We start from the raw sequence: 19886 nt of genomic DNA, 5'->3' as shown, positions 1-19886 counted from the left end.
CGCTAGGGCAGCACGACGACCGGCGTCCCCATGCGGACGCGCTCGTAGAGATCGGCGACATCGTGGTTGTGCATGCGGAAGCAGCCATAGGAGGCCGCCGTGCCGATGGTGCCCGGCATGTTGGTGCCATGGATCGCATATTCGCCGCCCGGCCCCAGCCCGATCACGCGCGCCCCCATCGGGTTGCGCGGCGAGCCGCCGGGAATGACGTCCGGCAGGCGCGGATTGTCGCGCCTCACCGAGGCCGGCGGCGACCAGGCCGGATCGACCTGCATCTCCTCGACGTATTTGACGCCCTGCCACTGCTTGCCGGCCTTGCCGACGGCGATGGTGTAGCGGATCGCCTCGCCCGGCGCCGTCACCAGATAGAGCCTTCGCTCGCCGGTGCGGATCACGATCGTGCCGGGGCGATAGCGCGGGTCGGGCGCCTGCACGATCTCGCGGGCCTCGCCGGCGCCGGCCGACGCCGCCCAGACCGGCAGGGCGACCACCGCAGCCAGAACCGTCTCCATCGCGGCGCGCCTCGACATCATTGCTCGCTCCCTCCCGAAAATCCGGGTGGAAGGCTGCGACCGCAGCGCTGAATCGGCGGTTGAACGATATGGTGAAGGCTGGATTCAGGATGAATCGCCGCTAAACCGCGGCAGCTTCAGACAGCGGGACTGACACGATGCTGCTGCGGTAGCAGGAAGGGCAACCCCGGCACGGGCGCCCGGCTCAGCGAGAGATCGACCTTGAACACCTGCCGCAGTAGCGCGTCGTCCAGCGTCTTCGCGGGGGCGCCCTGCGTGATGATCCGCCCCTGGTCCATCACCACCAGATGGTCCGCATAGGTCACGGCGAGGTTGAGATCGTGCAGCACGATCAGCACCGCGACGCCGCGTGATGCGACGGCCCGCGCCATGTCGAGCAAGGCGAGCTGGTGGCAGAGATCGAGGCTGGCGATCGGCTCGTCGAGGAAGAGCGCCTGCCGGCTCGCGACGCTGCGCCCTGCCTCGATCTGGCAGAGCACGCGGGCGAACTGCACGCGCTGCTGCTCGCCGCCGGAGAGGGTCTGATAGGCCCGCCCGGCCAGATCCAGCACGCCTGCGGCCGCGAGGCTCTCGCCGACCAGCGCATCGCGCCGCAGACGCGTCATCGCCCGGCCGATGCCGTCGACGCCGAGGCTCGCGACCTCGTAGACGCTGAATGGGAAGACGAGCCGCGCATGCTGAGCCATGACTGCCCGCTGGCAGGCCAGCCGCCAGGCGGGGATGGCGGCGAGCGCCTGCCCGTCGATGCGGACCTCGCCACCGGAGGGCTTGGCTTCCCCCGTCATCAGCTTGAGCAGCGTCGATTTGCCGGCACCGTTGGGCCCGATCAGGATCGTCGTCGTCCCGGGCGCCAGTTCCAGCGAGGCCTCGTGCACGAGGTCGCGCCCGCCGGCCCGGAAGCTCAGGCTGCGGGCCTCGATAAAGCTCTCTTTGGCTGCGGTCTCAGCCATCGAGCGACCCCGAGCGGCGCAGCAGCAGCCACAGGAAGAAGGGCGCGCCGATCGCCGCCGTGACGATGCCGATCGGCAATTCGGCCGGGGCGACCACGAGCCGGGCGACGATGTCGGCGCCAACCAGCAGGATCGCCCCGCCTAGCGCCGACAGCGGCAGCAGGAGACGATGATCCGGCCCCACGGCGAGGCGCACCAGATGCGGCACGACGATCCCGACGAAGCCGATCAGCCCCGCCGCCGCCACGCTCGCGCCGACGGCGAGCGCCACCAGCAGGATGGCCATCGCCTTGATGCGCTGGACCGGGATACCGAGATGATAGGCTTCCGCCTCGCCCAGCATCAGACCGTTCAGCCCGCGCGCCAGCAGCGGCATGGCGAGCAGCAGCGGAATGATGATTGGGGCGATGGCCGAGAGCTTGGTCCAGCTCGCCCCGCCGAGGCTGCCCATCGACCAGAAGGTCAGGTCGCGCAGCTGGCGGTCGTCCGAGATGAAGGCGAGAAGGCCCGTCAGCGACCCGGCGAGCGCGCCGAGCGCGACGCCCGCGAGCAGCATCGTCGCCACGGAGGTGCGTCCCTCGCGCGTGGCAATCAGATAGAGCGCGAGCGTCGACAGAAGCCCGCCGCAGAAGGCGCCGAAGGGCAGCACTGCGAAGGGCAGCTTCATCAGCGTCCCGGTGAGGAAACGGTCTCCCAGCACGATCGTCGCCGCCGCCGCCAGCCCCGCGCCCGCCGAGACGCCGACGAGGCCTGGGTCGGCCAGCGGATTGCGGAACAGCCCCTGCATCAGCGCGCCGGAGACCGCGAGTCCCGCGCCGACCAGCAGGCCGAGCAGCACACGCGGCAGCCGGATGTTCATCACCACGAGAACATCGCGCCCCTCGAGCAACGCGGCGTCTCCCGTCAGCCGCGCCCACAGGATCTCGGCCACACGCCCTGGCGGAATCGCAATCGCCCCCTGCCCGATCGCCAGCAGCGTCAGGCCGAGGCAGCCGAAGCCGAGCCCCAGGGCGGCGATCACCGCCAGCCGCCGCCGCCCCGCGATGAGGCTCGCCAGCCCGGCCGGCAGGCTCGGAAGAGAGGGCGAGGCCAGCGTCACTGCGCCTGCGCCGTCTTGAGCGGCGGGATCGACGCCTCCGGATAGATCGCCGCCATCAGGTCACGTGCCGCAGCCGGCGTACGCGGACCGAAACCAAGCAGATAGAGCCCGTCCATCGCGATCAGACGCTTCTGGCGCGCGGCCGGTGTCTCCGCGAAAGCGGGCATGGCGAAGAGCGCGTCCGGCGAGGTGGCGTGGTTGACGTTGTGGCTCATCATCAGCACGACGTCGGGCGCGCCGGCCATGATCGCCTCGTCGGTCATCGTCTTGTAGCCCTCGATGCCGTCCGCGACGTTGACCGCACCGGCCTGGCGGATGATCGCGTCGGCCGAGCTGTTGCGGCCACCGACCATCACCCGGCCGTTCTGGACCGAGAGCACGAACAACACGCGGCGCGGCTTGGCGATACCGCTGCGCAGGGTCGCCAGCTCGGCGAAGCCGGCCCGCGTCTGCGCCGCCAGGCGCGCGGCCGGCGCGGCCGCCCCCACCGCGGCGCCGATCGCCTCGATCTTTGCAGCGACGCCCTCCGGGCTGGTCTCGTCGGGGATGCGCGCGATGGTGACGCCGGTCTCGGCCAGAAGCGACACCGCGCCGGGAGGGCCGGCGCCGTCGATCAGCATCACCAGCGACGGCTTGAGCGACAGCACGCCCTCCGCGGACAGCGCCCGGACATAGCCGACATTGGCCTTGTCGCGTAGGGCGCCCGCCGGGAACTGGCTGGTGGAATCGACCCCGACGAGACGGTCCTGCAGGCCGAGCGCATACATCACCTCGGTGACGACGCCGCCCACGGCCACGATCCGCTGCGGCGCCTGGCCGAAGGCGGTGCCCGGCAGGCCGAACGCGCCCAACAGGCTCGCAGCGGCCAGAAGGCTCAGCCCGATCGCCGCGGACAGCTCCCGGCCCGCAGGCCGGCGGCCCGGTCGATCCGAAAGCAGGGTGGGGAAGCGCATCACTCGATCTCCCATCGCAGGCAGCGCCGACCGGATGACCGGGGCGCGACCGCCGTCATGACTGAACGAAGCCAAGTAAACTGTCAGTTTTTAATTATTCAAAACTGATTTTAGTCTCGGCGTTGTTGACGTTGATATTCAGCTTTACTAGAAGCGGTCAAGAGCGGGCGACGGGTACCGATCCGGCAGGATGTCGCGGTGCCATCGGCTCGCTCGCGGCATTCTCACCACCGGACCCACGGGCCGGCTCAGCACAGGACAGTCCCGATGTTCATCGCGATGAATCGCTTCAAGGTCGTCAAGGGCCAGGAATCGGCGTTCGAGACCGTGTGGGCGACGCGCAAGACCCGGCTCGACGAGATGCAGGGCTTCGTGGCCTTCCATCTGCTGAAGGGGCCGGAGCGGGACGACCATACGCTCTACTCTTCCCACACCACCTGGGCGACGAAGGCGGACTTCACCGCCTGGACCAAGTCGGAGCAGTTCAGGGATTCCCACCGCAACGCCGGCGAGAAGCGGGAGCAGCCGCTCTTTCTCGGCCATCCGGAGTTCGAGGGTTTCGAGACGGTGCTGAGCGAGACCAATCCGCATCGCCCCCTCCAGGCGGCCGAGTGAGGAGGCCTGCATGTCCGACGGGCTCACCATCGAGACCGCGGCGCCGGCGGAAAAGGCCCTTGACCGGGCCCGGCGCATGCTGGCCGAGAAGCCGGACGCCATGGTCGAGTCGGTGGCGAAGGAAACCGGCTTGCCGACCCGGGCCGTGCTCGAGCTGACGCCGCCCGAGGGCCGGACGCTGATCGCGCCCGAGTGCTTCGAGGCTCTCTGGCAGGAGCTCGCGACCTGGGGGACCGTGATGTTCCTCGTCCACACGCCCGACATCGTGCTGGAATGCGAGGGCGCGCTGCCGGTCGGCGCCTTCGGCCATGGCTATTACAACATCCATGGCGACAGTCCGATCGGCGGCCACATCAAGGCGTCCAACTGCGCGGCGATCTACGTCGTCGATCGCCAGCTCACCAGCCGGCGCGTCTGCTCCGTCCAGTTCTTCAACGGCGCAGGCGAGGTCATGTTCAAGGTGTTCGTCCGTCGCGATGCGCAGCGCGCCTTGCTGCCGGACCAGCTCGCCCGCTTCGAGGCGCTGAAAACAAAATTCAACGAAGCCGCCATCTGACGGCCCGATTTCTGCGGTCTGTGCCCCCTCCCGGGGCACAGCCCCGCTTAGGTCCGTGATGTCCGCTCTTTACCCGCCATTAACCCTGTTGGCGCAGCCTCGTTTGCCTGAGGCCGTCTCATCGTGATGCCCAGCCCCGACGCGCCCTCGTCGGCCGGCGAGGGTGACTTGCGCGACGATGGCCTCCCCGATGGTCCAGCCGTGGGGATGGACATGGTTGCGCATGTCGCTCTCGAACGGGCGAGCTTTCCGCCTCGCCGTCCGACACTGTCCCTGGCACAGGGGCGGCGTTTCGTCGCGCGACGGGTCCCGGTTCTGCGCCAGTCGATCGCGAGCGCGTTGCTGCTCGGCCTGCGCTTCGTGCAGGCGCGGCTGATCTCGGTCTGGGGCCTGCTGGTCGCTGCCTATTTCTGTCCGCCCCATGTCTTCGCCGCCTTCGCGGTCTTTTCTGCCGCCGCGACCTTTGTCTCTCTGCCCGCTCTGCTGCGCCTTGAGGCAGTGTTCTTCCGCAGCGGCAACCGCCGCGAACTCGCACTGGCGTTCCGCCTCGCCCTGACGAGCGGTGTCGCCTTCCTCGCGCTCGCCGGCCTCGCCCTGATCGTCATTGTCCAACTGGGCTGGCTGCCGCCGCTCATCGGAATGGTGTTCTTCCTGTCGCTGTCGGCCCGCACGGCGCTACGCCTGCTCTGGAGCGAAGCAACGGCGGAGGGCGATTTCCGCGCCATCGGCAACAGCAACCTGGTCCAGGCCTTCGTGCAGCCCGTTGCCATGCTGCTGCTGATCGGCGTTTTCGGGCCCAAGGCGCTCGCTCTCTTCGCCGCCGATGCGGTCGGGCATTGGGTCGCGACGCTGTATCTCCTCATTCGCCGCCGCGCGAACCTGCGCGATCTGGTCCATCCCCGCCTGTGGTCGATACGCGGCCTCAGCTGGGGCCTGCAGCACTGGCACGACGCGCCGCGCATCCTCCTGCCCGCGGCAATGCTCTCTTTCGGTTTTACCGCCGCCCCCCTGCTGGCCCTGCCCTACGCCGACAATTCCTTGCTCGCGGCCCAGGTTGCGCTGGCCATGCGCCTGCTCGACATGCCGACACAGATGTTCGGCACGGTCACCGGCCCGCTGGTCATGAGAACCCTGCGCAGTGGCGACCGGCGGCGGCGGCGCTTCTGGATGCGCGGCGCGACCCTGGCCCTCGCCGCAGCGGCGATCGGTCTGTTCCTGGCCATTGCCTTCGGTGCGCTGACCTTCGGTTCCGTCTTCGACGGCAGCAAATGGGACGGCATCGGCGAGGTGGTCGCGGTCATGTCGCTGTTCTATGCCGGTATCGCGCTCTTCAACCCGGTGCACGACATCACGACGCTGGCCCGGAACACCGCCTGGCAGCTCGCTTCGCATGGGATCGCCCTGATCGCGATCATCGCCGCGATCCTGTGGTTCGGCGCCCTTTCGCACGAATTGCTCTATGCCCTCGGCGCCATTTCGGTCGCCCGCGCGGTCACCCATGTCCTCTTCGTCTGGATCGCGCGGGACGACCCGCAGGACAGCGCGGCCGGCGGTTTCTCCGGCATGCGGGCCGCGGCGCCCTGAGCCGCTACTCCCGGCGGATCAGCCGGTCCGCCAGCAGCGACGACAGGAAACCGGGGCGGAAGCTTCGCTCGAGCCGCTCGGGATCGTAGATGTCCCGGGCCCAGTCGAGGAAGGCGATGCCCTTCGCCTCGCCCTCGACGCGGTAGGCGTCGAAGAAGGCGTCGAGAATGCCGGTCTTGGCGAAACGGAAATGGCCGTAGCGCAGCGACAATTGCCGTGTCGCCTCCGCCAGCGGGCGCCGCTCATGGATCAGCAGATAGAGCGCCGAGAAGAACCCGGCCCGGTCCGCGCCCGACTTGCAATGCACCAGCGCCGGCTCCGTCAGCGAGGCGAAGAACTCGCCCGCGCCGAGGATCGTCTCGCGGTCGGGCGCCCCGCGCGAACGCAGCACGAAATCGACCAATACGATGCCGTGGCGCTCGCAGGCCTCGCGCTGCAGCGGCCAGGAGCCGTGCTCGCGCCCGCCGCGCAGATTGACGATGGTCTTCACGCCCTGACGCGCGAACCAGGCGATCTGCCCCGGCGCCGGCTGCGCCGCACGCCACAGCCGCGGCGTGACGCGATGCGCGTTGAGATAGGCCAGCCGGAAGATACCGTGATCGACCAGCAGCATGTTGGCCCAGGCCTGGAAGCGCTGGCCACGGCTCTCGATCGGGCGGTCCCAGCGGGCGATCCGCGCCATGCGCCGCGCATAGCGCTCCTCGTCGGGGCGCAGGCGGCTCAGCATGGAAGCAGCCAATGCGACGGGCGACGGCTCGAAGGGCGTGTCATGCAGCGCCCGATAGCAGCGGCAGGCCCCTCAGGCAAATGGACGCTGTGTCCGCTTGGGCCAAGGTCGGACTTGGCGTTTGCCGCGCGAACCCTCATAAGGCACGCGTTTCCCATCCTGACAGGTCTCCACTCCATGCGCCTCGACGCCATCTCCATCGGCAAGAACCCTCCCGACGAAGTCAATGTGGTCATCGAGGTGGCCATCGGCGGCGAGCCGATCAAGTACGAGATGGACAAGGAGGCCGGCACGCTCTTCGTCGACCGCTTCCTCTACACGCCGATGCGCTATCCGGGGAATTACGGTTTCATCCCGCACACGCTCTCGGAGGATGGCGACCCCTGCGACGTGCTCGTCGCCAACACCCGCCCGCTGATTCCGGGCTCCTACATCGCGGTGCGCCCCATCGGCGTGATGATGATGGAGGACGAGGGCGGCGGCGACGAGAAGATCATCGCCGTGCCGGTCCCCAAGCTGACCAAGCGCTACGAGAACGTCCACAACTACACCGACCTGCCGAAGATCACGCTCGACCAGATCCAGCACTTTTTCGAGCACTACAAGGATCTCGAGCCCGGCAAATGGGTCAAGCTGACCGGCTGGGGCGACGCCGCCCGGGCCAAGCAGCTCATCGTCGAGGCGATGGAGCGCGCCAAGGCTGCCAAGGCCGCGAAGGCGTAGGGCCTCTTCCGCGCGCGGACCTTCGCTGCGGCTCGGCAAGGATCAGGGAAGGGCCGCAGGCGCGGCCCTTTCGCATGTCCGCCGGAAGCCTCTCGACGAACGAGGACGGACGCAGCCTCAACCAGCGATCGCCTCGCTGAGTGCGACGACACGCTTGGCCATCTCGGCATGCAGCAGCTCGACCATGCGCCCGCCGAGCTGGATTGCGCCCCTGCCCTGATTTTCGGGCAGCGCGAAGGCCGCGATGATCGCCTGCGCCTGGGCGAGTTCGGCTTCGTCGGGGGCGAAGACGGCATTGGCCGTTGCGACCTGAGCCGGGTGGATCAGGGTCTTTCCGTCGAAGCCGAGATCACGTCCCTGCTCGCATTCGGCCAGAAAACCCTCCTCGTTCTTGAGGTCGTTGTAGACCCCGTCGAGGATGTCGAGCCCATGCGCGCGCGCCGCCAGGATCGCGCTGGTCAGCCAGGGCAGCATCGGCGCCCGGCCGGGCACGAAGCGGGCGCGGGTTTCCTTGGCGAGGTCGTTCGTCCCCATCACGAAACAGCTCAGGCGGCTGTGCGGATTGCGTGCGGCCCGCGCGATCGCCTCGGCCTGAAGAATGGCGAGCGGCGTCTCGATCATCGCCCAGACCCGCAGCGTCGGCTGTGCCTTCAGGCTGTCGAGCTGCGCGCCGATCTGGTCGAGCGTCTCCGGGGCCGACACCTTGGGGATCAGGATCGCATCCGGCTTCGCTTCGACCGCAGCGCCGAGATCGTCCCCGAACCACGCCGTATCGACGCCATTGGTCCGGATCACGAGCTCGCGCCGGCCATAGCCTCCGGCTTTGACGGCAGCGCAGACCTGTTCGCGGGCGGCTGCCTTGGCCTCGGGCGCGACCGCGTCCTCCAGGTCCAGGATCAGGACATCGGCGGCGATCTCGCGGGCCTTTTCCAGCGCACGGGCGTTCGAACCCGGCATGTAGAGCACGCTGCGGCGGGGGCGGATGGTCGTCATGGCTGTCTCCCGGCTCCGGAGGTCCTGCCTCCGGCCAATCGTCGCTGCACCGCACACTAGACGCGAAGCGCCGGCAAGGTCAGTTCTGCGAAGGTCGCATGAGGAAGGCGGGACGATGGGCTGGATCGCGGGCGTCGACGGGTGCAAGGGCGGCTGGATCGCGGCCTGCCTCGACACGGCGAAAGGCGGCCCACCCCTGCTGCGCGTGGAGCCGGACTTCCGCACCCTGCTGGCATTTGATCCCGCACTGATCGCGGTCGATATGCCGATCGGCCTGCCCGACCGGATCGAGGGGTCGGGTCGCGGCCCCGAACAGCTGGTGCGGCCCTGGCTCGGCCAGCGCCAGTCCTCCGTCTTCTCGATCCCGTCGCGGGCGGCCGTGGAAGCCGCCGACTACGGCGAGGCCTGCCGGCAGGCGCTGGCCACCTCGCAGCCGCCCCGCAAGGTGTCGAAGCAGGGCTTCCACCTCTTCCCGCGCATCCGCGAGATCGACACCCTTTTGCGGGCCGAGACGGGCCTGCGCGAGCACATCCGCGAGGTCCACCCCGAGCTCGCCTTCGCCACTATGCGCGGCGGCCCCCTCGCACACCCCAAGAAGATCAAGGGTCGCATCAACGAGGCCGGCATGGCCGAGCGGCGCGCCCTTCTTGTGGTGGAAGGCATCCCGCCCGAAACCGTCCATGCCCGCCCGCCGAGAGGCGCCGGCGCCGACGACATGCTCGACGCGCTCGCCGCCCTGGTCGTCGCCCGGCACATCGCAGCCGGGCGCGGACGGCCCTTCCCCGACCCGCCGGGACGCGATAGCCACGGCATACCCGTCGCGATCTGGAGCTACCGGCCCGATCGCTCGCCGCCACAGGACACCGCCATGACCGAGAACCCCGTCCCGCGCCCGATGATCGAGGCGGCCGCGCAGCGCATCGCCGGCCACGCCCGCGTCACCCCCGTGATGCGGCTGGGCACAGGTGCTTTCGGCTCTGAAGCCGACATCTCGCTGAAGCTCGAATGCCTGCAGCATGCCGGCTCCTTCAAGACGCGCGGCGCCTTCAACAACCTGCTCTCGCTGGACGTGCCGGTCGCCGGCGTCGCTGCGGCTTCCGGCGGCAATCATGGCGCGGCAGTCGCCTATGCGGCCCGCGCCCGTGGTGTGAAGGCGACGATCTTCGTCCCCGAGATCTCGCCGCCGCCGAAGATCGAGGCGATCCGCCGCTTCGGCGCCGAGGTCGTGATCGGTGGCGCGCAATATGACGACGCACAGGCCGCCTGCGACCGCTTCGTCGCCGAAAGCGGCGCCCTCAAGATCCACCCCTTCGCGGCGAAGGAGACCATCGCCGGCCAGGGCACGCTCGGCCGCGAATGGCAGGGACAAGAGCCGGACCTCGACACCGTCCTCGTCGCGGTCGGCGGCGGCGGGCTGATCTCCGGCATCGCTGCCTGGTTCGCAGGCTCGAAGGTCAAGGTCGTCGGCGTCGAGCCGGCGGGCTCGCGCGCGCTCCAGGCCGCGCTCGAAGCCGGCGGGCCGGTGCAGGTCGAGGTCGCCTCGGTCGCCGCCGACTCGCTCGGCGCCCGCAATGTCGGCCCGCTCGTCCACGCTGTCTGCAAGGATGCGGTGGATCATGTCGTGCTGGTCCCCGACGAGGCCATCACCGGTGCGCAGGTGACCCTTTGGCGCGATTTCCGGCTGGCGGTCGAGCCCGGCGGCGCCGCGGCGCTCGGCGCCCTGCTCTGCGGAGCCTACCGGCCCAAGCCGGGCGAGCGGCTCGGCGTCCTAGTCTGCGGCGCGAATGTCGATCTCGGCAGGCTCGCCGCGCTGGCGGGCTGATCCGCCGCCTCCGCGCTCTCAGCCGCAGCGCTGCATTTTTTGCAGCGCTGCGGCAAGAACTCAGCACAAGACGTCACCGCTGCGCCCGCCCTAGCGTGATCCCCTGAGCGGACAGCTCCTGTTCCACCGAAGATGCGGCTGCGGAGACGCCGCCGCCCGCTTCGCAAACAGAGCCCCCGCACGCGATCGATCCGCCCCCTCTCGCGAAGGAGCCGCCATGCGCCGCCAGTTCCTGAAATCCGCTATCGCCGCCGCCCTCGGCGCCTCGCTCGGCTTCGCCTCCCCCGTTTTCGCGCAGGCACCCACCAAGATCCGCTTCACGCTCGACTGGAAGTACCAGGGCGTCCACTCCTGGTACTTCTACGCCAAGGAAAAGGGCTATTTCGCCGCCGAGGGGCTCGACGTCACGATCGACCAGGGCGACGGCTCGGCCGCGACCGTGACGCGCATCATGGGCGGCGCCTATGACGCCGGCTTCGGCGACATGAACGCGATCATCCAGCAGGCCGTGAACAAGCCGGGCGAGCAGCCGGTGATGGTCTACATGATCTACAACAAAGCGCCCTTCGCGATCATCCACAAGGCGGATGGGCCGATCAAGACGCTGAAGGACCTCGAAGGCCGCAAGCTGACTTCGCCCGCCGGCTCCGCGACGCACCGGCTGTTCCCGATCTTCGCCAAGCTCAACGGCATCGACGCCAGCAAGGTCGAGGTCGTCAACATCACCCCCTCCGTCCAGGAGATGATGATGGTTCAGGGCCAGGTCGACGGCGGCTTCGTCTTCACCGTGACCTCTTACATGAACCTGATCGGGATGAAGCTGAATCCTGACAAGGACTACAAGTTCATCATGTATTCCGACCACGGCATCGCCTCCTATTCGAACGGCGTGATGGTCTCGCAGAAGCTGATCAAGGAAAACCCGAAGGCCGTCGCGGGGCTGGTCCGGGCGATCAACAAGGCGATGCTCGAACTCGCCGCCAACCCGGCCGAGGGCGGCAAGGTGATGAACCGCGTCGAACCCACGGTGAATGCCGAGATCGAAGCCAAGCGCATCGAGTTCACCTACAAGGCCCATATGCTGACCCCCGAGACCGAGAAGCTCGGCGCCGGCGATGTCTCGGACGAGCGCATGACCAAGGCGATCGCTCAGATCGGCGAGGCCTTCGATCTCAAGAGCACGCCGAAGGTCGAGGAGGTCTTCAACCGCTCCTTCCTGCCGCCCCTGGCCGAGCGCAAAATGCCGGCGCCTAAGAGCTGAGCGACGGCCGATGCCGGGCGCCGAGCGCGCCCGGCTTGTCACGCACCCCGCCAGCCAGCGAACCGGCGAGCCCGACATGATCGTGCTGAGCGAGGCCGATATCCGCGCCCTCGTCGACCCTGCGGAAGCGGTCGCGCTGGCGGCCGAAGCCTTCCGGCTCACGGCGGCGGGTGAGGGCCATGCGCTGCGTGGCGACCTGAGGGCGGACGATCCCCGGCGCGGCTGCCTGCTGCTCACCGGCAGCGCCGGGCCGGCAACGCTGACGATCAAGAGCAATGTCCACGCCTATCCCGACGGGCCCGACGCTCCCCGCCGCTGGACGAGCCTGCTCACGCTGTGGGACTGGAGCCGGGCAGAGCCGCGGGCGCTGATCTCAGCCGGCCTGTTCAACGAGCATCGCACCGCGGCGGGTTTTGCCGCCGGCCTCGACCGGCTCGCCGCTCCCGATGCCGGCACAGCGACCCTCTTCGGCGCGGGGCGCAGCGCCCCGCTCACGGCGCTCTATCTAACAATCGCGCGGCCCTCGCTGACTCGTCTCTATCTGGTCGGCCGTTCGCCAGAGCGGGTTCGTGACTTGGCCGCCGCGCTGGCGCGAGAGCCCGCATTGGCCGGGATCAAACTGGTGACGACGGCCACACCGGCCGAAGCCGTCGCCGCAAGCGAGATCGTCGTCACCGTCACGACCTCGGAGGAGCCCGTCTTCCCCGGCAAGGCCGCCCGCCCCGGCGCCTGCATCGTGCTCGGCGGCGCCAACCGGCCTGGCGCCCGCGAGGCCGACGATGACCTGATCCGCCGGGCCGACATCTATCTCGACGCTCGCAAGGACGCCTTCGCCAAGGCGGGCGATCTCGTCCGGGCGCAGGCCTCGGGCGCGCTCGACCCCGCCCGCCTCCGCGGCGAGATCGGCGCGCTGCCGGGGCGCGCGCTGCCGTTCAGCCCCGGCGCCGACGTCACTGTGTTCAAGTCGATGGGCCTGCCGCTGCAGGACGTGCTGCTGGCAGACGCTCTGGTGACGAAGGCCTTGGCCCGCGGCCTGGGCACGCCGGTCGATTTGCAGGGGGCGCCATGACGGGCACAACGCTCCTGATCCGCGGCGCGCGCATCCTGGCCGGCGCGGCCGCGCAGGACACGCCCTCGGGCGACATCCTGATCCGCGGCAACACCATCGTCGCCGTCGGCGAGGTGCCGCCGCAACCGCCCGGCAGCGTCACGCGCGAGATCGACGGTCGCGGCCTGCTCGCGGCGCCCGGCCTGATCAACGCGCATATGCATTCGCAGTCGGGCACGATGTCGGGCTTCGCCGATGGGCTCAGCCACCCCGCCTTCATGTGGCTCACGCAGGCCCACACCTCGCGCCGCACGCCCGACGAGATCCGCCTCGCCGTGCTGCTCTGCGCCGCGCAGATGCTGACGACCGGCACGACCGCGCTGATCGACCATTTCCCCGGACAGCGCTTCAGCACGGCGGACATGGACGCCGTGCTCGCGGCCTGGGAGGAGACCGGCCTGCGCACGACGCTGGCGATGCGCTTCTTCGACGGGGTCTTCTCCGACATCATCCCCGCCGGCATCGAGGTGCCGGCCTCGGTGACGACTTTGGTCAGCGGCTCCGGTCTGCTGGCGCCGCATCCGCTCGCCGAGCTGCGCGAGCAGATGCCCGATCTCGTCACCCGCTGGCATGGCCGTGCCGGCCGCATCGGGCTCTGCCCCGCCCCCTCCAACCCGGATCGCTGCAGCGACGAGGCGCTGCTCTTCTGCGCCGAGCTGGCAGAGAGACACGACCTGCCCATCCACACCCATCTGCTGGAGACGAAGGCCCAGGCGCGGATCGCGCGGGAGCGCTATGGCGAGAGCACGCTCGCCCATCTCGAGCGCCTCGGCATCCTCTCCGACCGCTGGTCCTGCGCCCATGCAATCTGGCTCGATGAGACCGACATCGCCCTGATGGCGCAGCGCCAGGCCATCGCCGTCCACAATCCCGAGAGCAATGCCCGCATCGGCACGGGGCGGATGCGGACGCCGGAAATGCTGGCGGCGGGCGTGCCGATCGCGCTCGGCACCGACGGCTCGGGCGCCAATGACAACCTCGTCATGCAGGAGGCGATGCGCGCCGCCGCGCTGCTGCACCGCTCGGACCTGCCGGACCGGCGCCGATGGGTCACCGCCCGCGACGCGCTGCGCATGGCGACGGTGGAAGGCGCCCGCGCGCTGCGCCTCGCCGGCCGGCTCGGCGAAATTGCGCCCGGGCAACTCGCCGACATCGTGCTCTACCGGCTCGACGCGCCCTGGTGGCGCCCGCTCAACGACGCCGCCTCGCAGCTCGTCTTTGCCGAAACCGGCGCGGCGGTGACGACCGCGATCGTCGACGGGCGCATCGTGCTCGACCAGGGCCGCATCACGACCTTCGACGCACCGGCCGTCCTCGGCGAGATCGAGGCGATGGAGGCGAGCCTGCGCCGGCGCAACGCCGATCTCTTCGCCGCGGCCGACGCGATCGCCAGAGCCGTCCCATGAGCAAGGCAGCCCCATGAGCGCGACCGTCGATCTCGTCATCCGCGATGCGCTGCTCGTCACCCCCGAGGCCAGCCGCCATGGCGCCGTCGCGGTGGACGATGGCCGCATCGTCGCGATCGGCCGCAGCGAGGCGATGCCCTCCGCGCGCCGGGTAATCGAGGCCGGCGGGCGCCCGCTCATCCCCGGCGCGCTCGACGTCCATACCCATGTCCGCGAGCCCGGTTTCTCGCACAAGGAGACCTGGGCGACGGCCACCGCCGCCGCGGCGGTCGGCGGCGTCACCACGATCTTCGACATGCCCAACACCGACCCGCCGACGGCCAATGCCGCCGCGGTGCGCGAGAAGATCGCCATCGCGGGCCCCCAGGCCCATGTCGATTTCGGCGTCTATGGCTATGTCGGCGAGGCCAATCTCGCCGATCTGCAGCCCATGGCGGAGGCCGGCGCCAGCGCCTTCAAGCTCTTCTTGGGCAGCGACAACCCGCTCGTCCCCTGCCCGAACGACGGCGCCGTCCTCGATGCGCTGGCGCTGATCCGCGAGACCGGGCTGCGCTGCACCGTCCATGCCGAGAACACGCCGATCCTGAACTGGCGCGGCGCGCAGATGAAGGCAGCCGGTCGCGATGACCTCGCCGCCCATCTCGCCCAGCATGCCGACATCGCCACCGTCGAGGCCGTGCAGCGCATCGCGCTGTTTGCGGAATGGACGGGCTGCAAGATCCATATCGCCCATGAGAACTGCCGCCACGCCTTGCCGGTGATCGCGGCGGCCAAGCGGCGCGGCGTCGCCATCACCGCCGAGACCTGCCCGCACTACCTGCTGCTGAGCATGGACGACGCCGAGCGGGCCGGCGGCAATGCGCTGCGGGTCAAGCCGCCAGTCCGCGAGGCCGGCCATGCCGAGGCCCTCTGGGCCGCCCTGCTCGACGGCACGATCGACATGATCTCGACCGACCATGCCCCGCATCCGGTCGAGGAAAAGCACCGCGCCTCGATCTGGGAGACCTCGCCGGGCTTCCCGGGTGTCGAGACCTCGATGCGCCTGATGCTGACGGAGGTGGCTGCCGGCCGGCTGACGCTGCAGCACTATGTCCGCCTCGCCTGCGAGGCCCCGGCGCGCGCCTTCGGCCTCTGGCCCCGCAAGGGCGCGCTGCTGGTGGGCACGGATGCCGACCTCGTCCTACTCGATCTCGACCACCGCGAGACGATCCGCGGCGCGACCTTCCAGTCCAAGGGCAAGGTCACGCCCTTCGAGGGCCGCGAAACCGAAGGCCGCGCCGCGATGACCTTCCTGCGCGGGACCTGCGTGGCGCAGGACGGGGAGGTCATCGCCCCGCCCGGCACGGGACGCTCCCTCCAGCCGCCCTGAATCGGGCCCACCTTCGGAATGCGGTGAACCGATGCGCCAGCAAACCGAAAGTGATCAAAGACAGCGTCTCGCCGGCAGCTTCTGCGGCCGGGTTGACCTTGACTCAAGACAGTAAACCCACAGGCGAAGATTGCCCTTGCCCTGAACTTCCTCTCGGTTAGATGATGCGAGCCCAAGCTTTTGCCGTTCTCGGGCCTCGGATGGGCTGCTGCATTGCGTAAACGATCGGGTTGCGGCGCATCCTGCTTTGGCAGGCCCTGGGCGCGAGGCTGCGAGCCTCGATGAAGCCCGATGTCCTGACGACCGCTCTGGCCGAGTGCCGCCGCGCCTTCTGGTCCGTAGCGCTGGTGAGCTGCGCGACAAACCTGCTGATGTTCGCCGGCCCGATCTACATGCTGCAGGTCTACGACCGCGTGATCCCGGGACGCAGCGTGCCGACGCTGGTCGGGCTGACGCTGATGCTGCTCGCCGCCTTCGCCTTCCAGGGTTTCCTCGATGCGGTCCGCAACCGGATCGTGATCCGCATCGGGCGGCTGCTGGACGAGCGGCTGGCCGGCCCCATCCATAGCGCCGTCGTCCTGCTGGCACGGCAGAACCGGCCGCCCGGCGAGAGCGGGCAGCCCCTGCGCGATCTCGACATGATCAGGGCCTTCCTCTCAGGTCCCGGCCCCGCCGCGATCTTCGACATGCCCTGGATCCTCGTCTTCGTCGGCGCTTGTTTCCTCATCCATCCCTGGATCGGAGCGGCGGCGATTCTGAGCGCCCTGCTGCTGATCGGCCTGACGGTGCTGACGGAACTCAGCGGACGTGACGGCCAGCGTGAGACGTTGCGCGAGACCGCGCTGCGCCACTCGCTGATCGAGGCGGCCCGCGCCAACGCGGCGACGATCAAGGCGCTCGGCATGACGACGGCGCTGCGCGAGCGCTGGCTGCGGATCAACCGGCGTTACCTCGACGCCATGCAGCGCACCAGCGACGTGATCGGCGGCTTCGCCAGCGCCTCGCGGACGCTGCGCATGCTGATCCAGTCGCTGGTATTGGGTCTCGGCGCCTATCTCGTCGTCATCGGCGATATGACGGCCGGAGCGGTGATCGCCTGCTCGATCATGATCGGCCGCGCGCTCGCGCCGGTCGAAGCCGCGATCGGCAGCTGGAACGGCTTCACCAATGCGCGCCAGGCCGTCGGACGCTTGAAGCGGCTCTTCGGCGCCATGCAGATACCGGGCGAAACGACTGAGCTCCCCGCGCCCACGCGCTCGCTTACCGTCGAAAACCTGATCGTGGCGGCTCCCGGCGCCATGGGCGCGCTGCTGCAGCAGGTCGCCTTCGGGCTGAAGGCCGGCGACGCGCTCGGGATCATCGGCCCCAGCGCGGCGGGCAAGAGTTCTCTCGCCCGGGTGCTCGTCGGCGCCTGGCCGGCAGCGCGCGGCGCGGTCCGGCTCGACGGCGCGCTGATCGACCACTGGGACCCTGTCGCGATCGCCCGCCACATCGGGTATCTGCCGCAGGAGGTCAGCCTTTTCGACGGCACGGTCGCCGACAACATTGCACGCATGGCGGTCGAGCCCGATGCCGCCGCCGTCGTCGCCGCGGCAAAGGCGGCCGGCGCGCATGACATGGTCCTGCGCCTGCCCGGCGGCTACGACACGGTGATCGGCGAGGGCGGCGTCGCCCTGTCGGGCGGACAGCGGCAGCGCATCGCCCTCGCAAGGGCGCTCTACGGCGATCCCTTCTTCGTCGTGCTGGATGAGCCCAACGCCAATCTCGACCGGGAAGGCGAGGCCGCGCTCACTGAAGCCATTCGCGGCGTCAAGGAGCGCGGCGGGATCGTCGTGGCGATCGCGCATCGGCCCGCCGCCGTGGCCGTTTGCGACCATGTGCTTTATCTCGGCCAGGGCACGCAGCTTGCCTTTGGCCCCCGCGACGAGGTCCTGCGGAAGATCCTGGCGCCCGCCGCCGCGGGCGAGGCCCGCGGTGTCGAACGGCGCAGCGAGGTCGCCTGACATGAGCCTCTCCGCCCCGAAGCTTGCCGAGGTCCAGGGCAGCCTCGCACGCCTCAACCGCGTAGCAGTCGTCAGCGTCGCCCTCTTCGTCTTCGGCATCGGCGGCTGGGCCTGGGCGGTCAACCTCTCCGGCGCCGTCCTCGCAGCGGGCCAGGTGGTCGTCGAGGGCAATCTGCGGCGGGTGCAGCATCCCAGCGGCGGCGTCGTCGGCCAGATCCATGTCTCCGAAGGCCAGGCCGTCGCGGCCGGAGACGTGCTGCTGCGCCTCGACGACACGCTGACCCGGGCCAATCTCGGCATCGTCCGCTCCCAGATCGACGAATTGGCCGCCCGCGAGGCGCGGCTTCTGGCCGAGCGCGATGGCCAGACCGCCATCGCCTTCCCGGGCGACCTCCTGGCGCGGCAGGCCGATCCGGCTGTCGAGCGGGCGATGGCCGGCGAGGCCAGGCTGATCGAGGCCCGCACCCGCTCCCGCGAGGGACAGAAAGCCCAGCTGCGCGAGCGCGCGGCCCAGTTCGCGGAGGAATCCCAGGGTCTTTCGGTCCAGATCGCCACAAAGGAAAAGGAAGAGCAGCTGATCGCGGAGGAATTGCGCGGCGTTGCGCAGCTCTTCCGACAGAACCTCACTTCGATGCAGCGCTACACCGCGTTGCAGCGCGATCAGACCCGCGTCTCCGGCGAACGCGGCCAGCTCGTGGCCGAACGCGCGCGCGTCCGCGGCAAGGTCGCCGAGGTCGAGCTGCAGATCCTCCAGCTGGACCAGGACATGCGGACGCAGGTTCTGGGCGATCTGCGCGAGACCCAGGGCAAGCTTGCAGAATTGCGCGAGCGGCGCGTCGCAGCCGAAGACCAGCTCGCGCGCGTCGAGATCCGCGCGCCGATCGCAGGCCTTGTCCATCAGCTCACCGTCTTCACCGTCGGCGGTGTCGTCGCCGCCGGCGAGACGCTGATGTCGATCGTCCCGCATGACGAAGCGCTCGTCGCGGACGTCCGTGTCCTGCCGACCGATATCGACCAGCTCGTTCCCGGGCAGGAGGCAGTGGTGCGCGTTCTCGCCGGCAACCAGCGCACGACACCGGATCTGCGCGGTCGCCTGACGCGCATCGGCGCCGACCTCACCCGCGAGCCTCAGACCGGGCTGAGCTATTTCACCGCCCGCATTGCCCTGCCCGAGAGCGAGATCCGGCAGTTGCGCGATTTCAAGCTTGTTCCCGGCATGCCGATCCAGGCGTTCCTGCGCACCCAGGACCGTTCGGCGCTGGACTATCTCCTGCGGCCGCTGCTCGAACAGGCCGGCCGCGCCTTCCGCGAGCGCTGATGCCACCGCGCGGGGGCGGAGGGCTCATTCGGCTGGACCAGCTCAAGTAACTCCAGGTTGCAGGCTCCGTCCCACCGCCCAGCGGCGATCCGATAAAGGTCGATCCCGCGCAGGCCGCAGAAACATGGCGAAAAAGAGGCGCAACTCAACAATCCTGCACCGCGCGGAATCAGTTCAAAACGAAACAAGTTTTTGATCGAAGACGGCAGCATCTTATGCTGATCTAGCAAATATTATGGTGTATTGGCCGGCGCTGTTGTCTCCTATTTTTTTGCAGCGCAGCTTTACGGCAGCAACAACTCTGCGTAATGTTACCGATGCGGTAACGATTTTTTAAGCTATTTTCGGAGCTGCCATGCCCGCGCCGACCAGCCTTGCGCTCTCCAATCTCGCCGTTACCGAAAACAGCCCCTTCAACAGCCTTGTCGGTATCCTTTCCGCTACGGACACCGATCCCGGCGACGGCATCGCCCGCTACGAACTGACCAGCGCGGGCACGCCCTTCACCATCGTGGGCAATGAATTGCGCGTCGCCGGCCCGATCGATTTCGAGGCGCAGCCGAGCTGGACGCTGACAATCCGGGCTTATGACTTCTCCGGCGCTTTCGTCAGCGCCGACTTTACGGTCATCGTCCGCGACGCGATCGAGGGCACGGGGAATGCCGATACCCTGACCGGAACCGCCGCAGCCGAGATCATCCAGGGGCTCGCCGGCAACGACACGCTGATCGGCTAGGCGGGCGCCGACATCCTCGACGGCGGCCTCGGCCGCGACCGGGCCAATTACGGCAACGAGACGGGAACCGGCCCGGCCGTCGTCAATCTCTCGAACGCCGCGATCCAGTACGACGCCGATGGTGCCGGGC

At 69.2% G+C, this 19886-nt stretch carries 18 protein-coding genes; 12 read left to right on the top strand and 6 right to left on the bottom strand.

All coding sequences use genetic code 11. From position 1 onward, the window contains the following. Positions 1-2: 2 nt before the first annotated feature. From AX750_RS13480 to AX750_RS13465, 4 genes are all read right to left on the bottom strand, one after another. Entirely contained in the window at positions 3-530 is a 528-nt protein-coding gene (locus AX750_RS13480; protein WP_066723063.1) for a L,D-transpeptidase, read from the bottom strand. A 119-nt stretch (positions 531-649) separates the two neighbouring features. Further along, the gene (locus AX750_RS13475) at positions 650-1483 is read right to left on the bottom strand and encodes a heme ABC transporter ATP-binding protein (RefSeq protein ID WP_066723016.1); all 834 of its coding nucleotides are present in this window, start codon (positions 1481-1483) and stop codon (positions 650-652) included. Continuing rightward, positions 1476-2510: an iron chelate uptake ABC transporter family permease subunit gene (locus tag AX750_RS13470; RefSeq protein WP_245282396.1), complete on the bottom strand. Its 1035-nt coding sequence runs from the start codon at positions 2508-2510 to the stop codon at positions 1476-1478. Before AX750_RS13470 ends, AX750_RS13475 begins: the two co-directional genes overlap by 8 nt. A 68-nt stretch (positions 2511-2578) precedes the next feature. Further along, positions 2579-3535, bottom strand: coding sequence for an ABC transporter substrate-binding protein (locus tag AX750_RS13465; protein WP_082735112.1), 957 nt, complete (start codon positions 3533-3535; stop codon positions 2579-2581). A 267-nt stretch (positions 3536-3802) separates the two neighbouring features. On the opposite strand from AX750_RS13465, the gene AX750_RS13460 reads away from it, so the two are divergent. From AX750_RS13460 to AX750_RS13450, 3 genes are all read left to right on the top strand, one after another. Continuing rightward, entirely contained in the window at positions 3803-4150 is a 348-nt protein-coding gene (locus tag AX750_RS13460; RefSeq protein WP_066723019.1) for an antibiotic biosynthesis monooxygenase, read from the top strand. Between the two features lie 10 nt (positions 4151-4160). Continuing rightward, positions 4161-4706 carry a heme utilization cystosolic carrier protein HutX gene (hutX, locus tag AX750_RS13455; protein ID WP_066723022.1) on the top strand — a complete coding sequence of 182 codons (546 nt, stop codon included), beginning with the start codon at positions 4161-4163 and terminating at the stop codon, positions 4704-4706. 213 nt (positions 4707-4919) lie between these two features. Further along, complete coding sequence (locus AX750_RS13450) at positions 4920-6290, top strand: hypothetical protein (protein WP_156446605.1); 1371 nt, start codon at positions 4920-4922, stop codon at positions 6288-6290. A gap of 4 nt (positions 6291-6294) precedes the next feature. Here AX750_RS13450 and AX750_RS13445 read toward each other — a convergent pair whose 3' ends face one another. Further along, positions 6295-7017 carry a sulfur transferase domain-containing protein gene (locus AX750_RS13445; RefSeq protein ID WP_066723025.1) on the bottom strand — a complete coding sequence of 241 codons (723 nt, stop codon included), beginning with the start codon at positions 7015-7017 and terminating at the stop codon, positions 6295-6297. Between the two features lie 177 nt (positions 7018-7194). Here AX750_RS13445 and ppa point away from each other — a divergent pair, with 177 nt between their 5' ends. Next, on the top strand, positions 7195-7740 hold the full coding sequence (gene ppa / locus AX750_RS13440) for an inorganic diphosphatase (RefSeq protein ID WP_066723027.1): 546 nt from the start codon (positions 7195-7197) through the stop codon (positions 7738-7740). Positions 7741-7857: 117 nt separating this feature from the next. On the opposite strand, the gene AX750_RS13435 is transcribed toward ppa, so the two are convergent. Next, on the bottom strand, positions 7858-8733 hold the full coding sequence (locus AX750_RS13435) for a CoA ester lyase (RefSeq protein ID WP_066723032.1): 876 nt from the start codon (positions 8731-8733) through the stop codon (positions 7858-7860). A 115-nt stretch (positions 8734-8848) separates the two neighbouring features. Between AX750_RS13435 and AX750_RS27160 the strand changes: the two genes are divergently transcribed. From AX750_RS27160 to AX750_RS13395, 8 genes are all read left to right on the top strand, one after another. Next, positions 8849-10555 (top strand): serine/threonine dehydratase, encoded by a 1707-nt coding sequence (locus AX750_RS27160; protein WP_348626281.1) that lies wholly within the window; start codon positions 8849-8851, stop codon positions 10553-10555. 217 nt (positions 10556-10772) lie between these two features. After that, positions 10773-11816, top strand: coding sequence for an ABC transporter substrate-binding protein (locus AX750_RS13425; protein WP_082735114.1), 1044 nt, complete (start codon positions 10773-10775; stop codon positions 11814-11816). Between the two features lie 10 nt (positions 11817-11826). After that, positions 11827-12885, top strand: a complete 1059-nt coding sequence (locus AX750_RS13420) for an ornithine cyclodeaminase family protein (RefSeq protein WP_066723034.1) — start codon at positions 11827-11829, stop codon at positions 12883-12885. After that, entirely contained in the window at positions 12882-14330 is a 1449-nt protein-coding gene (locus AX750_RS13415) for an amidohydrolase family protein (protein ID WP_066723036.1), read from the top strand. Before AX750_RS13420 ends, AX750_RS13415 begins: the two co-directional genes overlap by 4 nt. A gap of 13 nt (positions 14331-14343) precedes the next feature. After that, on the top strand, positions 14344-15699 hold the full coding sequence (pyrC, locus tag AX750_RS13410) for a dihydroorotase (RefSeq protein ID WP_066723043.1): 1356 nt from the start codon (positions 14344-14346) through the stop codon (positions 15697-15699). A 281-nt stretch (positions 15700-15980) separates the two neighbouring features. Beyond that, positions 15981-17702: a type I secretion system permease/ATPase gene (locus tag AX750_RS13405; protein WP_066723076.1), complete on the top strand. Its 1722-nt coding sequence runs from the start codon at positions 15981-15983 to the stop codon at positions 17700-17702. Position 17703: 1 nt separating this feature from the next. Next, on the top strand, positions 17704-19020 hold the full coding sequence (locus AX750_RS13400) for an HlyD family type I secretion periplasmic adaptor subunit (RefSeq protein ID WP_066723046.1): 1317 nt from the start codon (positions 17704-17706) through the stop codon (positions 19018-19020). Between the two features lie 355 nt (positions 19021-19375). Then, positions 19376-19756, top strand: coding sequence for a cadherin repeat domain-containing protein (locus AX750_RS13395; RefSeq protein ID WP_066723050.1), 381 nt, complete (start codon positions 19376-19378; stop codon positions 19754-19756). Positions 19757-19886: the final 130 nt, after the last annotated feature.

The organism is Methylobacterium sp. CCH7-A2 (assembly GCF_001557075.1).
Classification (GTDB): Bacteria; Pseudomonadota; Alphaproteobacteria; order Rhizobiales; family Beijerinckiaceae; genus Allobosea; species Allobosea massiliensis.
This window is presented reverse-complemented; position numbering and strand designations above follow the sequence as displayed.

Excerpts from the sequence above, each read along its gene's own strand:
- ppa (WP_066723027.1), top strand. The coding sequence starts at position 7,195 with ATGCGCCTCGACGCCATCTCCATCGGCAAGAACCCTCCCGACGAAGTC.
- AX750_RS13460 (WP_066723019.1), top strand. The coding sequence starts at position 3,803 with ATGTTCATCGCGATGAATCGCTTCAAGGTCGTCAAGGGCCAGGAATCG.
- AX750_RS13445 (WP_066723025.1), bottom strand. The coding sequence starts at position 7,017 with ATGCTGAGCCGCCTGCGCCCCGACGAGGAGCGCTATGCGCGGCGCATG.
- AX750_RS13450 (WP_156446605.1), top strand. The coding sequence starts at position 4,920 with ATGGTTGCGCATGTCGCTCTCGAACGGGCGAGCTTTCCGCCTCGCCGT.
- AX750_RS13400 (WP_066723046.1), top strand. The coding sequence starts at position 17,704 with ATGAGCCTCTCCGCCCCGAAGCTTGCCGAGGTCCAGGGCAGCCTCGCA.
- AX750_RS13415 (WP_066723036.1), top strand. The coding sequence starts at position 12,882 with ATGACGGGCACAACGCTCCTGATCCGCGGCGCGCGCATCCTGGCCGGC.
- pyrC (WP_066723043.1), top strand. The coding sequence starts at position 14,344 with ATGAGCGCGACCGTCGATCTCGTCATCCGCGATGCGCTGCTCGTCACC.
- AX750_RS27160 (WP_348626281.1), top strand. The coding sequence starts at position 8,849 with ATGGGCTGGATCGCGGGCGTCGACGGGTGCAAGGGCGGCTGGATCGCG.
- hutX (WP_066723022.1), top strand. The coding sequence starts at position 4,161 with ATGTCCGACGGGCTCACCATCGAGACCGCGGCGCCGGCGGAAAAGGCC.
- AX750_RS13425 (WP_082735114.1), top strand. The coding sequence starts at position 10,773 with ATGCGCCGCCAGTTCCTGAAATCCGCTATCGCCGCCGCCCTCGGCGCC.
- AX750_RS13465 (WP_082735112.1), bottom strand. The coding sequence starts at position 3,535 with ATGCGCTTCCCCACCCTGCTTTCGGATCGACCGGGCCGCCGGCCTGCG.
- AX750_RS13395 (WP_066723050.1), top strand. The coding sequence starts at position 19,376 with ATGCCCGCGCCGACCAGCCTTGCGCTCTCCAATCTCGCCGTTACCGAA.
- AX750_RS13405 (WP_066723076.1), top strand. The coding sequence starts at position 15,981 with ATGAAGCCCGATGTCCTGACGACCGCTCTGGCCGAGTGCCGCCGCGCC.
- AX750_RS13475 (WP_066723016.1), bottom strand. The coding sequence starts at position 1,483 with ATGGCTGAGACCGCAGCCAAAGAGAGCTTTATCGAGGCCCGCAGCCTG.
- AX750_RS13435 (WP_066723032.1), bottom strand. The coding sequence starts at position 8,733 with ATGACGACCATCCGCCCCCGCCGCAGCGTGCTCTACATGCCGGGTTCG.
- AX750_RS13480 (WP_066723063.1), bottom strand. The coding sequence starts at position 530 with ATGTCGAGGCGCGCCGCGATGGAGACGGTTCTGGCTGCGGTGGTCGCC.
- AX750_RS13420 (WP_066723034.1), top strand. The coding sequence starts at position 11,827 with ATGCCGGGCGCCGAGCGCGCCCGGCTTGTCACGCACCCCGCCAGCCAG.